The sequence below is a fragment of the Williamsia sp. genome (assembly GCF_016462415.1).
Classification (GTDB): Bacteria; Actinomycetota; Actinomycetes; order Mycobacteriales; family Mycobacteriaceae; genus Williamsia_A.
Genome location: NZ_JAEMTF010000002.1, coordinates 91,872 through 111,135, shown reverse-complemented (window position 1 = coordinate 111,135; position 19,264 = coordinate 91,872). Strand labels below are relative to the sequence as shown.

Sequence of the window (19,264 nt, the reverse complement as noted above, 5' to 3'; positions counted from 1 at the left end):
GACGCGACCACCGAGGACGCGAAGCCGACCAGCTAGACGATCTGCGGCGGCGGACGAGCAATCGTTCCGCTGTCAGCGAATAGAGGCGGCGCCGCGACTGCGGCGGCGCCTCTATTCGTTAGGGTCGAGGACAGGAACATCGCACCGGGCCCTTCCAGGGGTCCTCGTAGAGAAGTCGAAGGTAGGAACTGTGACCGAGTCGAACATCCATACACCCGCGATGAGTTCGGGTGTCGCCGGGCTGAATCTGAGCGATTCGGTGTTCGAGCGGCTGCTCCGTGAGCGGATCATCTTCCTGGGCAGCCAGGTCGACGACGACATCGCCAACCGGCTCTGCGCGCAGATCCTGCTGCTGGCCGCCGAGGACAGCAGCAAGGACATCAGCCTCTACATCAACTCACCGGGTGGTTCGGTCACCGCGGGCATGGCCATCTTCGACACGATGCAGCTCGCGCCGTGCGACGTGGCCACCTACGCGATGGGCATGGCGGCCTCGATGGGCCAGTTCCTGCTCGCCGCGGGAGCGCCGGGCAAGCGCCACGCGCTGCCGCACGCGCGGATCATGATGCACCAGCCGTCGGCAGGCATCGGTGGCACCGCCGCCGACATCGCCATCCAGGCCGAGCAGTTCGCGCAGACCAAGAAAGAGATGAACCGGCTCAACGCCGAGTTCTCCGGCCAGCCGCTGGAGAAGATCGAGGCCGACGCCGATCGCGACAAGTGGTTCACGGCCGAGGAGGCCAAGGACTACGGCCTGGTCGACCACGTGATCGCCCGCGCCTGAGTCCTTCCGCCGATTCCCTCGATCCCATCCGCCGCACGGCGCACACTTTTCGGAGACATCACATGACGAACATGTTCGGATCCACCCCCGGCCCGTCCGGTCTGGCACCCGCCGGACCGCAGAGCCGCTACATCCTGCCGTCGTTCATCGAGCACACGCCCAACGGGATGCGCGAGTACAACCCGTACGCGAAGCTCTTCGAGGAGCGCATCGTCTTCCTCGGGACCCCGATCGACGAGACGGTCGCCAACGACATCATGGCGCAGCTGCTGGTGCTCGAGTCGCAGGATCCCGACCGCGACATCACCATCTACATCAACTCGCCCGGCGGCAGCGTCACCGCGATGCTGGCGATCTACGACACGATGCAGTACGTCCACTGCGACATCGCGACCATGTGCCCCGGTGAGGCCGCGTCGGCCGCCGCGATCCTGCTCGCCGGCGGTACCCCCGGCAAGCGTGGGGCCCTGCCGAACGCGTCGGTCCTGATCCACCAGCCCCGCACCGGTGGCGCCTACCAGGGTCAGGTCTCCGACCTCGAGATCCAGGCCGCCGAGATCGAGCGCATCCGGCGTCGTCTCGACGAGATCCTGTCGGTGCACACCGGTCAGGACCCGGAGAAGATCCGTCGCGACACCGATCGTGACAACATCCTCACCGCCGAGCAGGCGAAGGAATACGGGATCATCGACCAGGTCTTCGAGTACCGCAAGAAGTCGGCGCGCCGGAGCTGATCGGCAGCTCGCGACGGCCGTGATGCCGCGCGACACGCCGGGGTCGCGGAGATGATCGACGCGACGGTGCGCAGGGGTGATCCTGTAGCCCTGTGACCAGTGTGGGACGAGGGTTCCACGAGGTCTGACATTGCTTTTATCGGTCGAAGTTCGGCCTGCTCGCGGGTACGGTCAGTAATACTGGCGAGCAGGTCGGTCCGCCCGGTGTGAATCGTGAGTTCGCACAGGTGCACAAGGAAGAGGTACAGCACACGATGGCTCGAATCGGAGACGGCGGCGATCTGCTGAAGTGCTCTTTCTGCGGAAAGAGTCAGAAGCAGGTCAAGAAGCTCATCGCGGGCCCCGGCGTGTACATCTGCGACGAGTGCATCGACCTGTGCAACGAGATCATCGAGGAAGAACTCGCCGAATCGAGCGACGTCAAACTCGACGAGCTGCCCAAGCCGACCGAGATCCGGGACTTCCTGGAGAAGTACGTCATCGGTCAGGACACGGCCAAGCGCACCCTGGCCGTCGCCGTCTACAACCACTACAAGCGCATCCAGGCGGGCGACCGCAAGGACGCACGCGGTGGCGAGGTCGTCGAGTTGGCCAAGTCCAACATCCTCATGCTCGGCCCGACCGGCTGCGGCAAGACCTACCTCGCGCAGACCCTCGCCAAGATGCTGAACGTCCCGTTCGCCATCGCCGACGCGACTGCGCTGACCGAGGCCGGCTATGTCGGTGAGGACGTCGAGAACATCCTCCTCAAGCTCATCCAGGCCGCCGACTACGACGTCAAGCGCGCCGAGACCGGCATCATCTACATCGACGAGGTCGACAAGATCGCCCGCAAGAGCGAGAACCCGTCGATCACCCGCGACGTCAGCGGTGAAGGTGTGCAGCAGGCGCTGCTGAAGATCCTCGAGGGGACGCAGGCGTCGGTTCCCCCGCAGGGCGGACGCAAGCACCCACACCAGGAGTTCATCCAGATCGACACCACCAACGTGCTGTTCATCGTCGCGGGTGCGTTCGCCGGCCTGGAAAAGATCGTCTCCGACCGAATCGGTAAGCGCGGCATCGGTTTCGGCACCGAGGTCGCCAGCAAGAACGATGTCGACACCGTCGACCACTTCGCCGAGGTCATGCCCGAGGACCTCATCAAGTTCGGACTGATCCCGGAGTTCATCGGTCGCCTGCCGATGATCGCCTCGGTGACCAATCTGGACAAGGAGTCGCTGGTCTCCATCCTGTCGACCCCGAAGAACGCTCTGGTCAAGCAGTACATCCGCCTGTTCGACATGGACGGCGTCGAGTTGGAGTTCACCGAGGAAGCCCTCGAGGCGGTGGCCGATCAGGCCATCCACCGTGGCACGGGTGCCCGCGGTCTGCGCGCGATCATGGAGGAAGTGCTCCTCCCGGTGATGTACGACATCCCCAGCCGCGACGACGTCGCCAAGGTGGTCGTGACCGGAGAGACCGTGCGGGACAACGTCTTGCCGACGATCGTCCCGCGCAAGCCGCGTCGCGACGAACGACGCGACAAGACCGCGTAGTCTCGCGGCGTGACGCACGCCGAGAACACCGACTTCCACGACCTCGACCGCTACATCGCGACCTCTCGCGTCAGCGGGTTGGCAATGTCGCCGGACGGCAGCCGACTGGTCACCACGGTGGCCACGCTCGACGAGAAGTCCACCGGCCACACCACCGCGCTCTGGGAGATCGACCCGACCGGACAGCTCCCCGCCACCCGCCTCACCCAGGGACCCGACAGCGCGTCCGCGCCGACGTTCGACGGCACCGGCGCCCTGTGGTTCATCCGGAAGTCGACGCCCGGGCCCGACGAGGACCCGGCCGCCGCCGTTTGGCGTCTCCCGGACACCGGCGAGGCCGAGCGGATCGTCGCCCGCCCCGGCGGGGTGAACTCGCTCGCCGCCGCGCGGGCAGCCGACACCGTGCTCGCGCTCGCCGATGTGCTGGGCGGGTCGGCCGAGGCCGATCAGACGCTACGTGCGAAGCGGAAGACCGCGTCGGTCTCGGCGATCCTGCACGACCGTTATCCGGTGCGCCTGTGGGACACCGATCTCGGCCCCGGACACCCCTTCCTCTTCGATCTCGCGTCTTCGGGCGAATTGACCCCGCTGGTCGACAACCCCGGCCCGGCGTTGCGTGAGGCGGGTGTCGCGGTCGCGCCGGACGGTTCGTTCGCGGTCACGACGTGGCGCGTGGGTGCGCCGCAGGCCGCGACCCGCACGACGTTGGTGCGCATCGGATTCGACGACGCCGGTGGCGTGGGGGAGCGGGTCACCCTTCTGGCCGAACCCGACCACGACTTCTTCGCGCCCACCGTTTCGCCGGACGGGCGGCGGGTGGCCTTCCTGCGCGAGTCGGTGACCACTCCCACCGACGCCCCGGTGATCACCGCCCACACCTATGACCTCGCCGCCGGCACCGTCACCGACTGGGGGACCGGGTGGGACCGGTGGCCGATGTCCGTCGCATGGTCGGCAAGCGGTGCGGAGTTGATCGTCACCGCCGACGACGACGGCCGTGGACAGGTGTACGTGCTCGGTGACCCCACCGTCGGTGCGTCGACCGCCGTCCGGGCGGTGACCGCCACCGACCACTGCTACACCGACGTCGCGGTCCATCCGGACACCGAACACCTGCTCGCACTGCGCAGTTCGCCGGCCGAGCCCCCGCACGCCGTCCGGGTGGACCTGCGATCCGGTGAGGTCACCGTGTTGCGTGGACCGGTGGAGCTCCCGGAACTGCCGGGCACCCTGGAGGACCTGCGCACCGAGGCGATCGACGGCACGCCGTTGCGGGCGTGGTTGGCCCTGCCCCACGGTGCCTCCGACAGCGCGCCGGCACCGTTGCTGCTGTGGGTGCACGGAGGCCCGTTGGGGTCCTGGAACGCGTGGTCGTGGCGATGGAACCCGTGGATCGCGGTGGCGGCGGGATACGCCGTCCTGCTGCCCGATCCCGCGCTGTCGACCGGATACGGGCAGAACTTCATCCGACGGGGGTGGGGCAGCTGGGGTTTCGAGCCCTACACCGACCTGATGGCGGTGACCGACGCCGCCGAGGCGGACCGTCGCATCGAGTCCGGTCGCACCGCGATCATGGGCGGTTCGTTCGGCGGGTACATGGCCAACTGGATCGCCGGGCACACCGATCGGTTCCGAGCCGTGGTCACCCACGCGAGCCTGTGGGCCCTCGACCAGTTCGGCCCGACCACCGACGGCGCCGACTACTGGGCGCGAGAGATGTCGCCGGAGATGGCGGTGGAGAACTCACCACACCTCTACGTCGCCGACATCGTGACGCCGATGCTGGTCATCCACGGTGACAAGGACTATCGCGTGCCCATCGGCGAGGGACTGCGACTCTGGTACGAATTGCTCTCGGAGTCGGGACTGCCCGCGGCCGACGACGGGTCGACGGTGCACCGGTTCCTGTACTTCCCGGACGAGAACCACTGGGTCCTCAAACCGCAGAACGCGATCGTCTGGTATCGGGTTGTGCTCGCGTTCCTGTCGCAGCACGTGCTCGACCGACCGGCTGAGCTACCCGACATCCTCGGCGACGTGACGATCTCGGCCGCCGACGACTGACGGTTCCGCCGACCCGGTCGGGTGACCGACCACGCGTTGGGGGGCGGAGTAGATGTTCATCGACTCACCGCGTAGGAACCCGATGACAGTCAGTCCCGTCTCGTCGCCGAGCGAGGCGGCCAGCGACGAGGGCGCCGACACCGCCGCGAGGACGGGTATCCCGGCCATGACGGCCTTCTGGACGAGTTCGAACGACACCCGACTCGACACCATGAGGACGGTGTCGCGCAACGGGATCCGGTTCTCGCGGACCGCCCAGCCGATGACCTTGTCGACGGCGTTGTGTCGTCCGACGTCCTCGCGGACCACCAGCAGCGTGCCGTCGGTGGAGAACAACGCGGCACCGTGGGTGCCACCGGTGCCCGCGAATGTCTTCTGCTCGGCCCGCAGCCGGTCGGGGAGCGTGATGAGAACGTCGGTGGCCACCTGGGAGTGGTCCTCGCGCGGGTCGAACCGTGAGGTGGCACGCAACTCGTCGATCGACGACTTACCGCACACGCCGCACGCCGAGGTGGTGGTGAACGCCCGTGGCGGAGCGGTCAGGGTGACACCGGGCGCGGATGCCACGTCGAGGACGTTGTAGGTGTTCTGTCCGTCGGCGTCGACTCCGTCGCAGTAGCGGATGGTGTCGATGTCCTCGGCACCACCGATGAGCCCTTCGGACAACAGGAACCCGTGCACCAGGTCGATGTCGGCGCCGGGGGTGCGCATCGTCATCGTCAACGGCGCACCGGCGATGCGGATCTCGAGCGGCTCCTCCACCGCCAGGGTGTCCGGTCGCGTGGCATCGCCGTGGGTACGTATGCGTCGCACCGGGATCCGTGTGGTGACCCGTCCCATCAGGGCGTCGCGACCAATCGCACGGTGATCCCCTTCGACACCGGCGTGTTCGACTTCGTCGCCACGTGGTCGAGCGGGACGAGGGGATTGGTCTCCGGGTAGTAGGCCGCGGCGTTGCCGCGTGGGGTCGGATACGACACCACCCGGAAGCCGTCGACGCGGCGTTCCTCGAGCCCGCCGGCGCCCTCGAACTCCGAGACGATCGACACCGGCTGATCGTCGGTCAGGCCCAACTCGGTGAGATCGTCGGGGTTGACCATGATGATCCTGCGGTTGCCCTTGATGCCCCGGTAACGGTCGTCGTGCCCGTAGATCGTGGTGTTGTACTGGTCGTGGCTGCGCAGCGTCTGCAGGATCAGTCGCCCCTGCGGTGTCGGCAACCATTCGAGGTCGTTGACCGTCAGCACGGCTCTGCCGCTCTCGGTGGGGAACTCGCGGCTGTCGCGCGGCGGGTGCGGGAGCAGGAAGCCGTCGGGCTGACGCACCCGGTCGTTGAAGTTCTCGAATCCCGGCACGACGGCCGCGACGTGGTCGCGGATGCGGTCGTAGTCCGACGCGAGGCCCGACCAGTTCACGGCGTGGTCGGAGCCGAGCACCGTCTCGGCGAGCTCGCAGATGATGCCGACCTCACTGCGCATGCAGTCGCTCGACGGCGTCAGCGACCCACGGGACAGGTGCACCGAGCCCATCGAGTCCTCGACGGTGACGAGTTGCCGCTTGCCGTCCCGGATGTCGCGGTCGGTACGACCGAGGGTGGGCAGGATCAACGCCGTGCTGCCGGTCGCCAGATGCGACGCGTTGAGCTTGGTGCTGACCTGCACCGTCAGTCGGCACCTCGCGATGGCCGCCTTGGTGACCTCGGTGTCGGGAGTCGCCGAGACGAAATTGCCGCCCATCGACATGAAGATCCCGACCTTGCCGTCGCGCATCGCCCGCAGCGCGTCGACCACGTCGTAACCGACCTCCCGTGGGCTGGTGATGCCGAACTCGGAATCGATTGCGGCGAGGAAGGATTCGGGCATCTGCTCCCAGATGCCCATGGTGCGGTCACCCTGCACGTTGGAGTGTCCCCGCACGGGGCAGACGCCCGCGCCCGGCTTGCCGATCATGCCGCTGAGCAACAGGGTGTTGGTGACCTCCTCGATGGTGGCCACGGCGTGGCGGTGCTGCGTGAGTCCCATGGCCCAGCAGACGATGGTCTTGTCGGAGGAGATCCACAGCTGTGCCAACTTCTCGAGCTCGGCCAGGCGCAGACCGGTGGCCTCGCAGATCTCGTCCATGTCGGTGTCGGCGACCAGCGCGAGGTAGTCGTCGACACCCGAGCAGTAGGTCTCGAGGAACTCGTGATCGAACACGGTGCCGGGATTCGCGTTCTCGGCCCGCAACAGCAGCGCGGCGAGCCCCCGGAACAGGGCCATGTCACCGCCGAGCCGCACCTGGAGGAACTCGTCGGCCAGCGTCGTGCCCGCGCCGAGGATGTCGCCGGGACGCTGCGGATCGCGGAACCGCAGCAGCCCGGCCTCGGGCAGCGGGTTGATCGCGACGATCGTCGCGCCGTTGCGCTTCGCGTCGCCGAGGATCGAGAGCATGCGGGGATGGTTGGTCCCGGGGTTCTGGCCGGCGATCAGGATGAGGTCGGCGTTCTCCACGTCGAGGACGGACACCGAGCCCTTGCCGATGCCGATCGTGGTCGACAACGCGTGCCCGGACGACTCGTGGCACATGTTCGAACAGTCGGGCAGGTTGTTGGTGCCCAGGCTGCGCGCGAACAACTGGTAGACGAACGCGGCTTCGTTGCTGGTGCGGCCCGAGGTGTAGAACACCGCCTCGTCGGGTGAGTCGAGAGCGGCGAGTTCATCGGCGATCAGCCGGTAGGCGTCGGCCCAGTCCAGTGGCTCGTAGTGGGTCGCGCCGTCGCGCAACAGCATCGGATGGGTAATCCGGCCCTGCTGCGACAGCCAGTACTCCGACCGCTCGCGCAGCTCCGCCACGCTGTGCGTGGCGAAGAAGTCCGGGGTCACCCGTCGACGTGTCGCCTCCTCGGCGACCGCCTTCGCGCCGTTCTCGCAGAACTCCGCCGGCTTGCGGCCGCCGGGCTTCTCCGGCCAGGCGCACCCGGGGCAGTCGAAGCCGTGTCGCTGGTTGAGCTCGAGGAACGTCCTCGCGGTGCGCAGCGGACCCATCTGGGTGAAACCGCGCTTCATGGACACCGCGACCGCCGGGACTCCCGCCGCGTAGGTCTTGGGGTGGGAGGTGTCGGTCCGTGTCGGTTCGTCGACCGCGGTCTCGGACGCCTCGGGAGAACCGGCCCGCGAGGCGGACCGATCCGATTCGGTGGAAGTCATTCCTCCATAGTGGCCTCGCCGGAGCAGTCCGTCACGCGATACTGGCCCCATGACCGATGTGGTGGCGGATATGGCGTTGGCGGGCGTGGTTCTGGCGGGGGGCGCGTCGAGACGGATGGGCTCGGACAAAGCCGGACTGGACTGGAACGGTGAACCCATGCTGGCCCGCATCGTCGGGGTGGTGGGGCGGCGCTGCGACCCCGTCTCGGTGGTGGCGGCCGCGTCGTCGGCCGCCTATCGCACCCTGAAGGGCAGCGGCGGTCCGGAGGCCCACTGGGTCACCGACGAGAAGGCGGGCACCGGGCCGCTCGGGGCGCTCGCGGCGGGTCTGGCCGACGCGGCCGCAGCCGGTCGCGAGGTCGCCTTCGTCTGCGCCACCGACATGCCGTTGATCAGCACCGACCTCATCGACGAACTGCTGCTCGGACTCCGGGAGAACGACGACGCGGCCATCGCGGTCGACGCCAACCGCGCGCACCCGTTCGCGGCCCTGTACCGGACCGCCTGCGCGGGTCGGATCCGCGACCTCGCGGCCACCGGCGAGCGACGCATGTTGGCGGCCATCGACACCCTGGTGGTCAACCGCGTCTCGATCAGCAATGCCGACTGGCTGGTCAACGTCAACGCCCCCGAGGACCTGCATCGGCTCCGCATCACCGCCGGGGGCGTTCCCGGGCAACCCGGGGCGATCACCGTTCCCTAGAATCGAACGGTGACCGAACTCCCAGCACCTACCGTCTCGCTACCCAAGTCCTGGGAACCCGCCGCCCACGAATCCGCGATCTATCAGCGCTGGATCGACGGCGGGTACTTCACCGCCGACGCGGGCAGCGACAAGCCGCCGTTCTCCATCGTCATCCCGCCGCCCAACGTCAACGGTTCGTTGCACATGGGCCACGCGTTCGAGCACGTCCTGATGGACACGCTCTCCCGCCGCCGCCGGATGCAGGGCTACGAGGTGCTGTGGCTGCCCGGTATGGACCACGCCGCCATCGCGATGCAGGCAATGGTCGAGAAGCGCCTGGCCGCGCAGGGCATCTCCCGCGACTCGCTGGGCCGTGAGGCCTTCATCGACAAGGTGTGGGAGGCCAAGGCCGAGATCAGTGGCGACATCGGCGGCCAGATGCGCCGCCTCGGTGACAGCGTCGACTGGTCGCGCGAACGCTTCACGATGGACGAGGGTCTCTCGCGCGCCGTGCACACGGTGTTCAAGCGCATGTTCGACGACGGCCTGATCTACCGCGCCGAGCGGCTCGTCAACTGGTCGCCGACCCTGCAGACGGCGATCAGCGACATCGAGGTGTCCTACGACGACGTCGAGGGTGAGCTCGTCAGCTTCCGGTACGGGTCGATGGACGACGCCGAGCCCCATGTCGTCGTGGCCACCACGCGACTGGAGACGATGCTGGGTGACACCGCGATCGCGGTGCACCCCGACGACGAGCGCTACGCCCACCTGGTGGGCACCGAGCTCCCGCACCCCTTCCTCGACCGGTCGATCCCCGTTGTCGCCGACGACTATGTCGATCCCGAGTTCGGTACCGGCGCGGTCAAGATCACCCCGGCGCACGATCCCAACGACTTCGCCCTCGGTCAGCGTCACGGGTTGCCGATGCCCACGATCATGGACGCCGCGGCCCACATCTGCGACACCGGAACGCAGTTCGACGGACTCGACCGGTTCGCCGCCCGCGTCGCGGTGCGCGAGGCGCTCGCCGAGCAGGGCCGCATCGTCACGGAGGTCCGCCCGTACCTGCACAGCGTCGGGCACTCCGAGCGCAGCGGCGAGGCGATCGAGCCGCGGTTGAGCATGCAGTGGTGGGTGCGTGTCGAGACACTCGCGAAATCCGCCGGCGACGCGGTCCGCAACGGCGACACCGTGATCCACCCGGCGTCGATGGAGCCGCGCTGGTTCGGATGGGTCGACGACATGCACGACTGGTGCATCTCGCGGCAGCTGTGGTGGGGACACCGCATCCCGATCTGGTACGGCCCCGACGGCGATGTCGTCTGCGTCGGACCGGGGGAGGAGCCGCCCGCCGGGTACGAGCAGGACCCCGATGTCCTCGACACCTGGTTCTCGTCGGGACTGTGGCCGTTCTCGACGATGGGATGGCCGGACGAGACCGCCGATCTGGCGAAGTTCTATCCGACCAGCGTCCTCGTCACCGGCTACGACATCCTGTTCTTCTGGGTGGCCCGGATGATGATGTTCGGCACCTACGTGGGCGACACGATGGAGGGCGACAACGCCGTCCCGTTCCGGGATCTGTTCCTGCACGGACTGGTCCGCGACGAACACGGCCGCAAGATGTCGAAGTCCAAGGGCAACGGCATCGACCCGCTGGACTGGGTCGACCGGTTCGGGGCCGACGCGCTGCGGTTCACCCTGGCGCGCGGGGCCACCCCCGGCGGCGACCTGTCCGTCGGCGACGACCACGCCGAGGCGTCGCGCAACTTCGCCACCAAGATGTTCAACGCCACCAAGTTCGCGCTGATGAACGGTGCGCGTCTCGGCGAGCTGCCGGACCGCTCCGACCTGACCGACGCCGACCGGTGGATTCTCGGTCGTCTCGACGAAGTGCTCGCCGAGGCCGACGCCGGGTTCGAGTCCTACGAGTTCGCGAAGGCCTGTGAGGCGCTGTACCACTTCGCGCGTGACGAATTCTGTGACTGGTACGTCGAATTGGCGAAGGTGCAGGTCTACGCGGGTGCCGACGGCGTCGTCGACACCGACCGCGCCCAGGCCACGGCGATCGTGCTCGGTACCGTCCTGGACTCGATCCTGCGGATGCTGCATCCGGTGATGCCGTTCGTCACCGAGGTCCTGTGGACGACATTGACCGGTGTGGAGACCCTCGTCACCGCGTCGTGGCCCACGGCCATCGGCGGTACGGCCGATGCGCAGGCCGCCCAACGCATCTCCGACACCCAGCGACTCGTCACCGAGGTCCGCCGGTTCCGCGGCGATCAGGGGATCGCCGACAACAAGCGCGTCCCCACCCGCCTCGACGGGATCGACGCCGCCGGTCTGGGGTCGGTGCGGCCCTACGTCGACTCGTTGGCGAAGCTGACGGCCGCAGGCGACGACTTCTCCGCCACCGCGACCATCGATGTCCGGTTGAGCTCGGCGACCATCCGGGTCGAACTCGACACCTCCGAGTCCATCGACGTCGACGCCGAGAAGCGCCGTCTGGCCAAGGATCTCGCCGCGGCCGAGAAGGAGCTGGCGCAGACCACCGGCAAGCTCGGCAACGAACAGTTCCTGGCCAAGGCGCCGGAGCCGGTCGTGGAGAAGATCAGGAACCGTCAGCGCATCGCGACCGAGGAGGTCGAGCGCATCCGCGCCAAGCTCGACGAGCTGGGTGGGGCGTGAGCGCGCCGCAGGACGCCACCGGCATCCCGACCGCCGACGACCTCGCCGAGTTCGCGGAGGTCGAGGCCGAACTCGACGACCGCTGGCCGGAGACGAAGATCGAGCCGTCCCTGACCCGCATGGTCGCCCTGATGGACGTACTCGGATCACCGCAGAAGGGGTATGCGTCGATCCACATCGCCGGCACCAACGGCAAGACGTCGGTCACCCGGATGATCGACTCCCTGCTGACCGCACTGCACCGTCGGACCGGTCGGATCACCAGCCCGCACCTGCAGCTCGCGACCGAACGCATCTCGGTCGACGGTGCGCCGATCTCGCCGCGGCTCTACGTCGACACCTACCGCGAACTCGAACCGTTCATCACCATGGTCGACGACTCGTCGATCGCCCAGGGTGGGCCGCGGATGAGCAAGTTCGAGGTGCTCACCGCGATGGCGTACGCGGTGTTCGCCGAGGCGCCGGTCGACGTCGCCGTCGTCGAGACCGGTCTCGGCGGCACCTGGGATGCCACCAACGTCATCGAACCGTCGGTGGCGGTGATCACGCCGATCGCGATGGACCACGCCGACTATCTCGGGGACACCCTCACGGCCATCGCGGGGGAGAAGGCGGGGATCATCAAGCCCGCCAACGCCGACGACATCGTGCCGGTCGATCCCGTCACGATCCTCGCCGCCCAGGATCCCGAGGCCGCGAGCGTGCTGATGGCCCGCGTGGCCGAGGCCGAGACGCTCGTCGCCCGGCAGGACTCGGAGTTCCGGGTACTCGAGCGCCGTACCGCCGTCGGCGGTCAGATGCTCGAACTGCAGGGGCTCGGGGGCGTCTACTCCGAGATCTTCCTGCCGGTGCACGGCGGGCACCAGGCGAACAACGCGGTGCTCGCTCTCGCGGCGGTCGAGGCCTTCTTCGGTGCCGGCGCCGACCGACAACTCGACATCGACGCGGTACGTGCGGGATTCGCCGCCGTCACCACCCCCGGACGCCTTGAGCGCGTGCGCACGGCGCCGTCGGTCTTCCTCGACGCGGCCCACAATCCCCACGGTGCGGCGGCACTGGCCCGCAGCCTGGTCGAGGAGTTCGACTTCCGTCGCCTCATCGCGGTCGTCGGTGTCATGCGGGACAAGGACGCGGTCGGTCTGCTGACCGCGCTGGAACCGGTGGTGGACTCGGTGGTGCTCACCAACAACGGATCGCCGCGGGCGATGGACACCACCGACCTCGCCGACCTGGCGCTGCCGATCTTCGGCGAGGACCGCGTCGACGTGCGACCGTTCCTGCCCGAGGCGGTCGAGGCCGCGGTTGCCGCCGCCGAGGAGACCGGTGACGAGCTGGATCAGATGTCCGGCGCAGGCGTGGTGATCACCGGCTCGGTGGTCACCGCCGGTGCGGCCCGCACGTTGTTCGGAAAGGACCCCTCATGACACCCGGCACCGGGAGCGAAGCGAGCGGGCCGGGGGACACCCCGTCCGACGCGGTCGGGGGCCGGTTCACCCCACCGGTGAACGATCCGTGGAAGGGCCTGCGCGGGATCATGGCCGGAACGCTCATCCTCGAGTTCATCGTCGTCCTGCTGGCCCTGCCCATCGTGGCCAAGGTCGGCGGCGGTCTGACCTGGTTGTCGGGTGTCTACCTGGTCGTCCTCGCGCTGCTCATGGTCCTCGGCGCGGGAGTGCAGGGACGTCCTTGGGCCCTGCAGTTCGATCTCGCACTGCAGGTGCTGCTCATCATCGGCGTCATCTTCCACTGGTCGATCGCCGCGGTCGGCATCGTCTTCGGTCTGGTCTGGCTGTACATCGCCTACATCAAGCGCGACGTCCGACTACGGATGGAGCGGGGACTGTTGCCCGGTCAGGAGCCGATCGCGGACACCGGGGCCGATCCGGCCTGACCGGCGCACCGCCGGCCGTGTCCGATTCGTTATCGTCGCTGCCGCAATTCGGGATGACGTGAGCGCCACCGGCTGACACCATGCGAGGGTCGTCCGCGGGCGTCCGCCCGCGATCTCACCGTCGAAAGGCCCATCACCTCATGCGTCGTCTCAGCACCCGTTCCTCCGTGGCCGTGATCTCCTGCGCACTCGCGGCGGGTATCTCGACGATGGGCGTGGGTGCTGCCTCTGCGGTGGAACCCGACACGAGTGCGGTCGAGGTCCTGCCCGCAGGTGAGCCGGTGCCGGTGTCGCCGACGGAGTTCGGTTACACCGCCACACACGACCTCACCGTGCGTGCGTCGCGGATCGACCTCGCCCAGTTCGTCGCGTCGATCCCGGTGCCCGCGCAGTACCGTGCCGCGAATCTCGCGCTGGCCGCTCGGTTCGACGCGACCGTCGCCGAGGCTCTGAAGTCCCCGGGCGGATGTGTGCAGGTTGTCGTCGACCCCCGCGCCACCTCGGGGAACCTGTTCAACTACGGCTTCTTCGCCATCGAGGGCAAGTACTGCGACTGAGCCGTCCGCGGCTCGGCACGGGGGCATGGCTACTCTGTCGTCGTGACCGAACGCACCCTGATCCTGATCAAGCCCGACGGCGTAGCCCGGGCAGTGGTCGGCGAGATCATCAGCCGAATCGAACGCAAGGGCCTGTCCTTGGTGGCCCTCGAACTGCGGACCGTGAGCGACGACGTCGCACGTGGCCACTACGCCGAACACCAGGACAAGCCGTTCTTCGGGTCGCTGCTGGAGTTCATCACCTCCGGGCCACTGGTGGCCGCGGTCGTCGAGGGCCCACGGGCGATCGCCGCTTTCCGGCAACTCGCCGGCGGTACCGACCCGGTCGAGAAGGCGGTCCCCGGCACGATCCGCGGCGACCTCGCCCTGAACACGCAGAACAACCTGGTCCACGGATCCGACTCGCCCGAGTCGGCCGAGCGTGAGATCGCGCTCTGGTTCCCCGGCCTGTCCTGACCCACCTCGTCCATCAGCGCACCCGACCCCGGAAACGGCCGGTTCGCGCGCTCGGCGGCCCGTCCTGTGCGCTCGCGCACCGGGCGGGCCGCCGTCGTTGACGGCAACCGAACCGCGGGTGAACCGCAGTGGTGCGCCGTCGCGCGACACCCGTGTGGGATACTGCATGGGTCGTTGCCGACACCGTCGGTGATGACACCCGATGACCCACCGAATTCCCTCGGTCCCCGCTTGGCGTTGATCACAACAACGCGATGTGTCGATCACAACGACGCACGCGCGGTGTGGACCGCTCGGACTCCGGTGATGCCATCAGCCCAATGCGTTGCGCGGACACGGCACAACCGCTGTCCGCCGACGCGAGACCATACAAACTCGGACCGCTCGCGGTCCGACACACAGCACAGCCCTCGCGAGGCCGCGTCGAGACGATGCGCCCGGGGGCCGAGGAGAACACGTGGCCGACAATGGCTCGTCCGAAGACTTGAACAGCACCGACTCGAACGCCGACGCCACCCCGGCGCAGGAGTTCCCCCACAAGCTGAGGGTGCACGCGCTCGCCCGGATACTCGGTATCCCCAGCCGCGAGGTGCTCGTGCACCTCGCCGAGCTCGGCATCGTCGCCCGCAGCCCCCAGTCGAGCATCGACCGCAGCGCCGCGGTGCAGGTCCGCGACCGGCTGGCCGAGCCGGCCGCCGCTGACGTCGACACGGCGTCGAGCACCCCGGACACCCCTGCGCCGGTCGAGACCCCCGCACCCGAGGCGCCCGCCGAGTCGGCCCGCCCGACATCAGCACCGACCGACGTGGCCTCCGAGCCCACGACACCGTCGTTGTTCTCCGCGGTCGAGGCCGTCGAGCCCACCACGAAGGCGGACGCCGGCGATTCCTCACAGGGGCCGCTGTTCCTGCAGCCGCAGGCCCCGGAGCCGAGCACCCGTCGACGCACACAGCGTGCCGAGAAGCCCGCCGCGACCGTCGACGAGGCCACCCCGTCCGAGGACGCCACGGCGCCCCAGCCCGAGTCCTCGGCCACGAACACCGACGACTCGAACGACAACGACAACGACGGTGACGGATCCGCCTCGGGCTCGCGCCGCCGACGTCGCGGACGTCGTGGTCGCGGTCGTGGGCGCGGCGACCAGGTCGCCGGCGAGCAGAACTCCGACCTCGACGACTCCTCGGATGATGAGTCGGCCGGCTCGTCCGACGACTCCGGTACCGATGCCTCCACGTCCGACGACGCCGAGCAGTCCGACTCGACCACCACCGAACCGCGTTCGGGTCGCCGTGGCGGCGGACGTCGAGGGTCGGGCGCCAAGAACGCCGATGCCGACGCCGACAGCTCCGGTGGCGACGCGGCCGAGAAGCCCGACGAGCAGAAGTCCGGTCGGGACGCAGTGGCCGAGAAGTCGGACGGCGAGAAGTCCGACGGCGATCACTCGTCGACGAAGGACGCCGGGTCCGATGACGCCGATTCCCGCGATGACGACTCCGACGATTCCGGTGACGACGAATCGTCGGCGAACAACCGCCGCCGTCGCCGGCGTCGCCGCCGCAAGGGCGGCGCCGACGGGGACGACCAGCCGAGTGACGATCCGCCGAACACCGTCGTGCACGAGCGCGAGCCGCGGGCCAAGTCACGCTCGTCGTCGTCCTCCTCCTCGCGTGATCGCGACGAGGTGCAGGGCATCTCCGGGTCCACCCGTCTCGAGGCCAAGCGTCAACGTCGCCGGGACGGTCGCGACGCCGGTCGCCGTCGCCCGCCGATCCTCACCGAGTCCGAGTTCCTGGCCCGTCGCGAGGCGGTCGACCGGGTCATGGTGGTGCGGGAGCGTTCGGCCAACGTCGGTCTGTCCGACGACGCCGACGAGACGACCGCACCTACCGAGGACTACACGCAGGTCGCTGTCCTCGAGGACGGTGTCCTGGTCGAACACTTCGTCACCACGTCGACCTCGTCGTCGATGGTCGGCAACATCTTCCTCGGCCGGGTGCAGAACGTCCTGCCCGGCATGGAGGCGGCCTTCGTCGACATCGGTCGGGGACGCAACGGTGTGCTCTATGCAGGTGAGGTCAACTGGGACGCGGCCGGACTCGACGGCGGCAGCCGCAAGATCGAGCAGGCGCTGCGGCCCGGCGACCCGGTCGTCGTGCAGGTCAGCAAGGACCCCGTCGGACACAAGGGCGCGCGACTGACGACCCAGATCTCCCTCGCCGGCCGCTACCTGGTCTACGTGCCCGGCGGATCGTCGACCGGTATCAGCCGCAAGCTGCCCGACGTCGAACGCAAACGACTCAAGCAGATCCTGTCGAAGCTGGTCCCGCCCGAGGCCGGCGTGATCATCCGTACGGCGTCCGAGGGCGTCAGCGCCGAGGAACTGTCCGCCGACATCGACCGGCTCAAGGCCCAGTGGGCCCAGATCGAAGAGGCAACCGCGGGAGCGGGCAAGGCCAAGGGGGCGTCCCCGCAGGCGCTCTACGAAGAGCCGGATCTGCTCGTGAAGGTCGTCCGTGACCTGTTCAACGAGGACTTCAAGAAGCTCGTCGTCGACGGCGACTCGGCGTGGGAACACGTCCGCGGGTACGTCGAGTCGGTCGCACCCGACCTCGCCGACCGTCTCGTGAAGTTCACCAAGTCGCACGCGGACTCGCCCGATGCGTTCGTCGTGCACCGCATCGACGAGCAACTCGCCAAGGCCCTCGAGCGCAAGGTGTGGCTGCCGTCGGGCGGAACCCTGATCATCGAGCACACCGAGGCGATGACCGTCGTCGACGTCAACACCGGGAAGTTCACCGGCTCCGGTGGAAACCTCGAGGAGACGGTCACCCGTAACAACCTCGAGGCCGCCGAGGAGATCGTCCGTCAGATGCGTCTGCGCGACATCGGCGGGATGATCATCGTCGACTTCATCGACATGGTGCTCGAATCCAACCGCGACCTCGTGCTGCGACGTCTGACCGAGGCCCTGTCGCGGGACCGCACCCGGCACCAGGTGTCGGAGGTGACCTCCCTCGGGCTGGTCCAGATGACGCGCAAGCGACTGGGAACCGGCCTGCTGGAGGCGTTCTCGTCGACCTGCACCTGCTGCTCCGGTCGCGGGATCATCGTCCATGCCAATCCGGTCGAGGTGACCGGCGGAGGCGACGACGCACCGCGTCAGGAGAGTTCCAAGCGCTCCCGCCGTGGCGGCAAGAAGAAGGCGGACGCCCCGGCCGAGGCCAAGCCCGCCCACAACCCGTCCGAACACCCGATGTTCCGCGCGATGGCCTCGCACCCCGAGGGCGAGGAGCCGTCGGGGGACAACGACGGGGACTCGACGGCCGCCGACCCGACATCCCGCTCCGAGGGTGACCCCACCGCGCCCGACCGCGACAGCGATCCGGTGGAGGTCGCGACCGACGCGGTCGCCGCCGTCGTCCACACACCGGACGCCCCGTCCGAGGTCGTCGCCGATCCGACTCCCGAGGACTCGGTCAGCGAACCCGAAGCCGGTGGCGAGCCCGTCGTCGAGACCCCATCCGTCGAGACCCCGGCCGACGAGCCCGCACCGCCGCGCAAGCGTCGTCGCGCGGCCCGTCGCCCGGCTGCGGCGCCGGTGGCGGCCTCCGAACCCGTCTCGGGCACCGTCGGGTCACTGACCGTCGCCGCCGTCGCTCCCGCTGACACCGCACCGATCACCACGGTGGGTGCCGCGGCAGCGGTCGACGAACCGGTGGTGGCCGCCACGCGGCGACCTCGTCGGCGAGCGGCCGGACGACCGGCCGGTCCGCCCCAGGAGGACTGAGGCGCTCGACACCGCACCACGGCGCTGACCACGGTTTGACCCGGCGAGTGACACTCCCGTAACCTCGGTTAGTCGCCTTCAGGCGAGCAAGGTAGCGCTGTGTCCGAAACCAGCGCAGCGCGTCCCTCCACCGGAGACGACGCCCTCGTTCACCGCAGGCAGGTCGGACTCCCACGAGATCGACGTGAACACGACGTAAGACGGCCCCGCACACCCTGCGGGCGCACAGGACAACAGACAGTAAGAGGTAGTGCTCCGATGGCAACGTACGCGATCGTCAAGACCGGCGGTAAGCAGTACAAGGTCGCTGAAGGCGACCTGGTGAAGGTCGAGAAGATCGACGGACCGGTCGGCTCCACGGTGCCGCTGCCCGTCACCCTCGTCGTCGACGGCTCGACGCTGACCACCGACTCCGATGCGCTGGCCAAGGCCGCCGTCACCGGTGAGGTCGTCGAGCACGTCAAGGGCCCGAAGATCCGCATCCACAAGTTCAAGAACAAGACCGGGTACCACAAGCGCCAGGGCCACCGTCAGAAGCTGACGGTGCTCAAGGTCACCGGAATCAAGTAACGCGACGTCGAGAAGGAGTTAAGACATGGCACACAAGAAGGGTGCGTCCAGCTCGCGCAACGGTCGCGACTCGAACGCACAACGACTCGGCGTCAAGCGATTCGGTGGCCAGGTGGTCAGCGCAGGCGAGATCCTGGTCCGTCAGCGTGGAACCCACTTCCACCCGGGCGTGAATGTCGGACGCGGTGGCGATGACACCCTGTTCGCCCTGTCCGCAGGCGCGGTGGAGTTCGGCCAGAAGCGTGGACGCAAGACGATCAACATCGTCGTCGCCGACACCGCTGCGGTCTGACGCACGACGCCTCGATTTCTCGAGAGCTCCGCG

Annotated in this window: 15 protein-coding genes; 13 read left to right on the top strand and 2 right to left on the bottom strand. The window is 68.4% G+C overall.

The window, feature by feature from the left end; all coding sequences use genetic code 11:
• The first annotated feature begins 190 nt into the window (after positions 1-190).
• The 4 genes from JHC79_RS01165 to JHC79_RS01150 all read left to right on the top strand — a co-directional run bounded on the left by JHC79_RS01165 (position 191) and on the right by JHC79_RS01150 (position 5,117).
• On the top strand, positions 191-784 hold the full coding sequence (locus JHC79_RS01165) for an ATP-dependent Clp protease proteolytic subunit (protein ID WP_296388031.1): 594 nt from the start codon (positions 191-193) through the stop codon (positions 782-784).
• Positions 785-855: 71 nt separating this feature from the next.
• Positions 856-1,518, top strand: coding sequence for an ATP-dependent Clp protease proteolytic subunit (locus JHC79_RS01160; protein ID WP_296388044.1), 663 nt, complete (start codon positions 856-858; stop codon positions 1,516-1,518).
• 254 nt (positions 1,519-1,772) lie between these two features.
• Entirely contained in the window at positions 1,773-3,053 is a 1,281-nt protein-coding gene (gene clpX, locus JHC79_RS01155) for an ATP-dependent Clp protease ATP-binding subunit ClpX (RefSeq protein ID WP_253663515.1), read from the top strand.
• An 84-nt stretch (positions 3,054-3,137) separates the two neighbouring features.
• Positions 3,138-5,117, top strand: coding sequence for an alpha/beta fold hydrolase (locus tag JHC79_RS01150; protein ID WP_296388043.1), 1,980 nt, complete (start codon positions 3,138-3,140; stop codon positions 5,115-5,117).
• On the opposite strand, the gene fdhD is transcribed toward JHC79_RS01150, so the two are convergent.
• Together fdhD and JHC79_RS01140 are read right to left on the bottom strand one after the other, a co-directional pair.
• The gene (gene fdhD, locus JHC79_RS01145; RefSeq protein WP_296388030.1) at positions 5,070-5,957 is read right to left on the bottom strand and encodes a formate dehydrogenase accessory sulfurtransferase FdhD; all 888 of its coding nucleotides are present in this window, start codon (positions 5,955-5,957) and stop codon (positions 5,070-5,072) included. The two genes, JHC79_RS01150 and fdhD, sit on opposite strands and share 48 nt — an antisense overlap.
• On the bottom strand, positions 5,957-8,302 hold the full coding sequence (locus tag JHC79_RS01140; protein WP_296388029.1) for an FdhF/YdeP family oxidoreductase: 2,346 nt from the start codon (positions 8,300-8,302) through the stop codon (positions 5,957-5,959). Before JHC79_RS01140 ends, fdhD begins: the two co-directional genes overlap by 1 nt.
• 49 nt (positions 8,303-8,351) lie before the next feature.
• Here JHC79_RS01140 and JHC79_RS01135 point away from each other — a divergent pair, with 49 nt between their 5' ends.
• From JHC79_RS01135 to rpmA, 9 genes are all read left to right on the top strand, one after another.
• Positions 8,352-9,005, top strand: coding sequence for a molybdenum cofactor guanylyltransferase (locus JHC79_RS01135; RefSeq protein ID WP_296388028.1), 654 nt, complete (start codon positions 8,352-8,354; stop codon positions 9,003-9,005).
• A gap of 9 nt (positions 9,006-9,014) precedes the next feature.
• Positions 9,015-11,678 carry a valine--tRNA ligase gene (locus JHC79_RS01130; protein WP_296388027.1) on the top strand — a complete coding sequence of 888 codons (2,664 nt, stop codon included), beginning with the start codon at positions 9,015-9,017 and terminating at the stop codon, positions 11,676-11,678.
• Positions 11,675-13,102: a folylpolyglutamate synthase/dihydrofolate synthase family protein gene (locus JHC79_RS01125; protein ID WP_296388026.1), complete on the top strand. Its 1,428-nt coding sequence runs from the start codon at positions 11,675-11,677 to the stop codon at positions 13,100-13,102. The genes JHC79_RS01130 and JHC79_RS01125 overlap by 4 nt, the downstream gene beginning before the upstream one ends.
• Positions 13,103-13,212: 110 nt before the next feature.
• Positions 13,213-13,569, top strand: a complete 357-nt coding sequence (locus tag JHC79_RS01120; RefSeq protein WP_296388042.1) for a DUF4233 domain-containing protein — start codon at positions 13,213-13,215, stop codon at positions 13,567-13,569.
• A gap of 140 nt (positions 13,570-13,709) precedes the next feature.
• Complete coding sequence (locus tag JHC79_RS01115; protein WP_296388025.1) at positions 13,710-14,126, top strand: hypothetical protein; 417 nt, start codon at positions 13,710-13,712, stop codon at positions 14,124-14,126.
• A gap of 42 nt (positions 14,127-14,168) precedes the next feature.
• Positions 14,169-14,582 carry a nucleoside-diphosphate kinase gene (ndk, locus tag JHC79_RS01110; protein ID WP_296388024.1) on the top strand — a complete coding sequence of 138 codons (414 nt, stop codon included), beginning with the start codon at positions 14,169-14,171 and terminating at the stop codon, positions 14,580-14,582.
• Positions 14,583-15,039: 457 nt separating this feature from the next.
• Complete coding sequence (locus JHC79_RS01105) at positions 15,040-18,369, top strand: translation initiation factor IF-2 N-terminal domain-containing protein (protein WP_296388023.1); 3,330 nt, start codon at positions 15,040-15,042, stop codon at positions 18,367-18,369.
• Positions 18,370-18,627: 258 nt separating this feature from the next.
• A complete protein-coding gene (rplU, locus tag JHC79_RS01100; RefSeq protein ID WP_188492070.1) occupies positions 18,628-18,939 on the top strand; it encodes a 50S ribosomal protein L21 in 312 nt (103 codons plus the stop codon).
• Positions 18,940-18,964: 25 nt separating this feature from the next.
• Positions 18,965-19,231, top strand: a complete 267-nt coding sequence (gene rpmA, locus JHC79_RS01095; RefSeq protein WP_296388022.1) for a 50S ribosomal protein L27 — start codon at positions 18,965-18,967, stop codon at positions 19,229-19,231.
• Positions 19,232-19,264 lie beyond the last annotated feature (33 nt).

Coding starts and splice junctions, on each gene's coding strand:
- JHC79_RS01135 (WP_296388028.1), top strand. CDS start 8,352: ATGACCGATGTGGTGGCGGATATGGCGTTGGCGGGCGTGGTTCTGGCG.
- JHC79_RS01140 (WP_296388029.1), bottom strand. CDS start 8,302: ATGACTTCCACCGAATCGGATCGGTCCGCCTCGCGGGCCGGTTCTCCC.
- JHC79_RS01150 (WP_296388043.1), top strand. CDS start 3,138: ATGTCGCCGGACGGCAGCCGACTGGTCACCACGGTGGCCACGCTCGAC.
- JHC79_RS01115 (WP_296388025.1), top strand. CDS start 13,710: ATGCGTCGTCTCAGCACCCGTTCCTCCGTGGCCGTGATCTCCTGCGCA.
- JHC79_RS01160 (WP_296388044.1), top strand. CDS start 856: ATGTTCGGATCCACCCCCGGCCCGTCCGGTCTGGCACCCGCCGGACCG.
- JHC79_RS01120 (WP_296388042.1), top strand. CDS start 13,213: ATGGCCGGAACGCTCATCCTCGAGTTCATCGTCGTCCTGCTGGCCCTG.
- fdhD (WP_296388030.1), bottom strand. CDS start 5,957: ATGGGACGGGTCACCACACGGATCCCGGTGCGACGCATACGTACCCAC.
- rplU (WP_188492070.1), top strand. CDS start 18,628: ATGGCAACGTACGCGATCGTCAAGACCGGCGGTAAGCAGTACAAGGTC.
- rpmA (WP_296388022.1), top strand. CDS start 18,965: ATGGCACACAAGAAGGGTGCGTCCAGCTCGCGCAACGGTCGCGACTCG.
- clpX (WP_253663515.1), top strand. CDS start 1,773: ATGGCTCGAATCGGAGACGGCGGCGATCTGCTGAAGTGCTCTTTCTGC.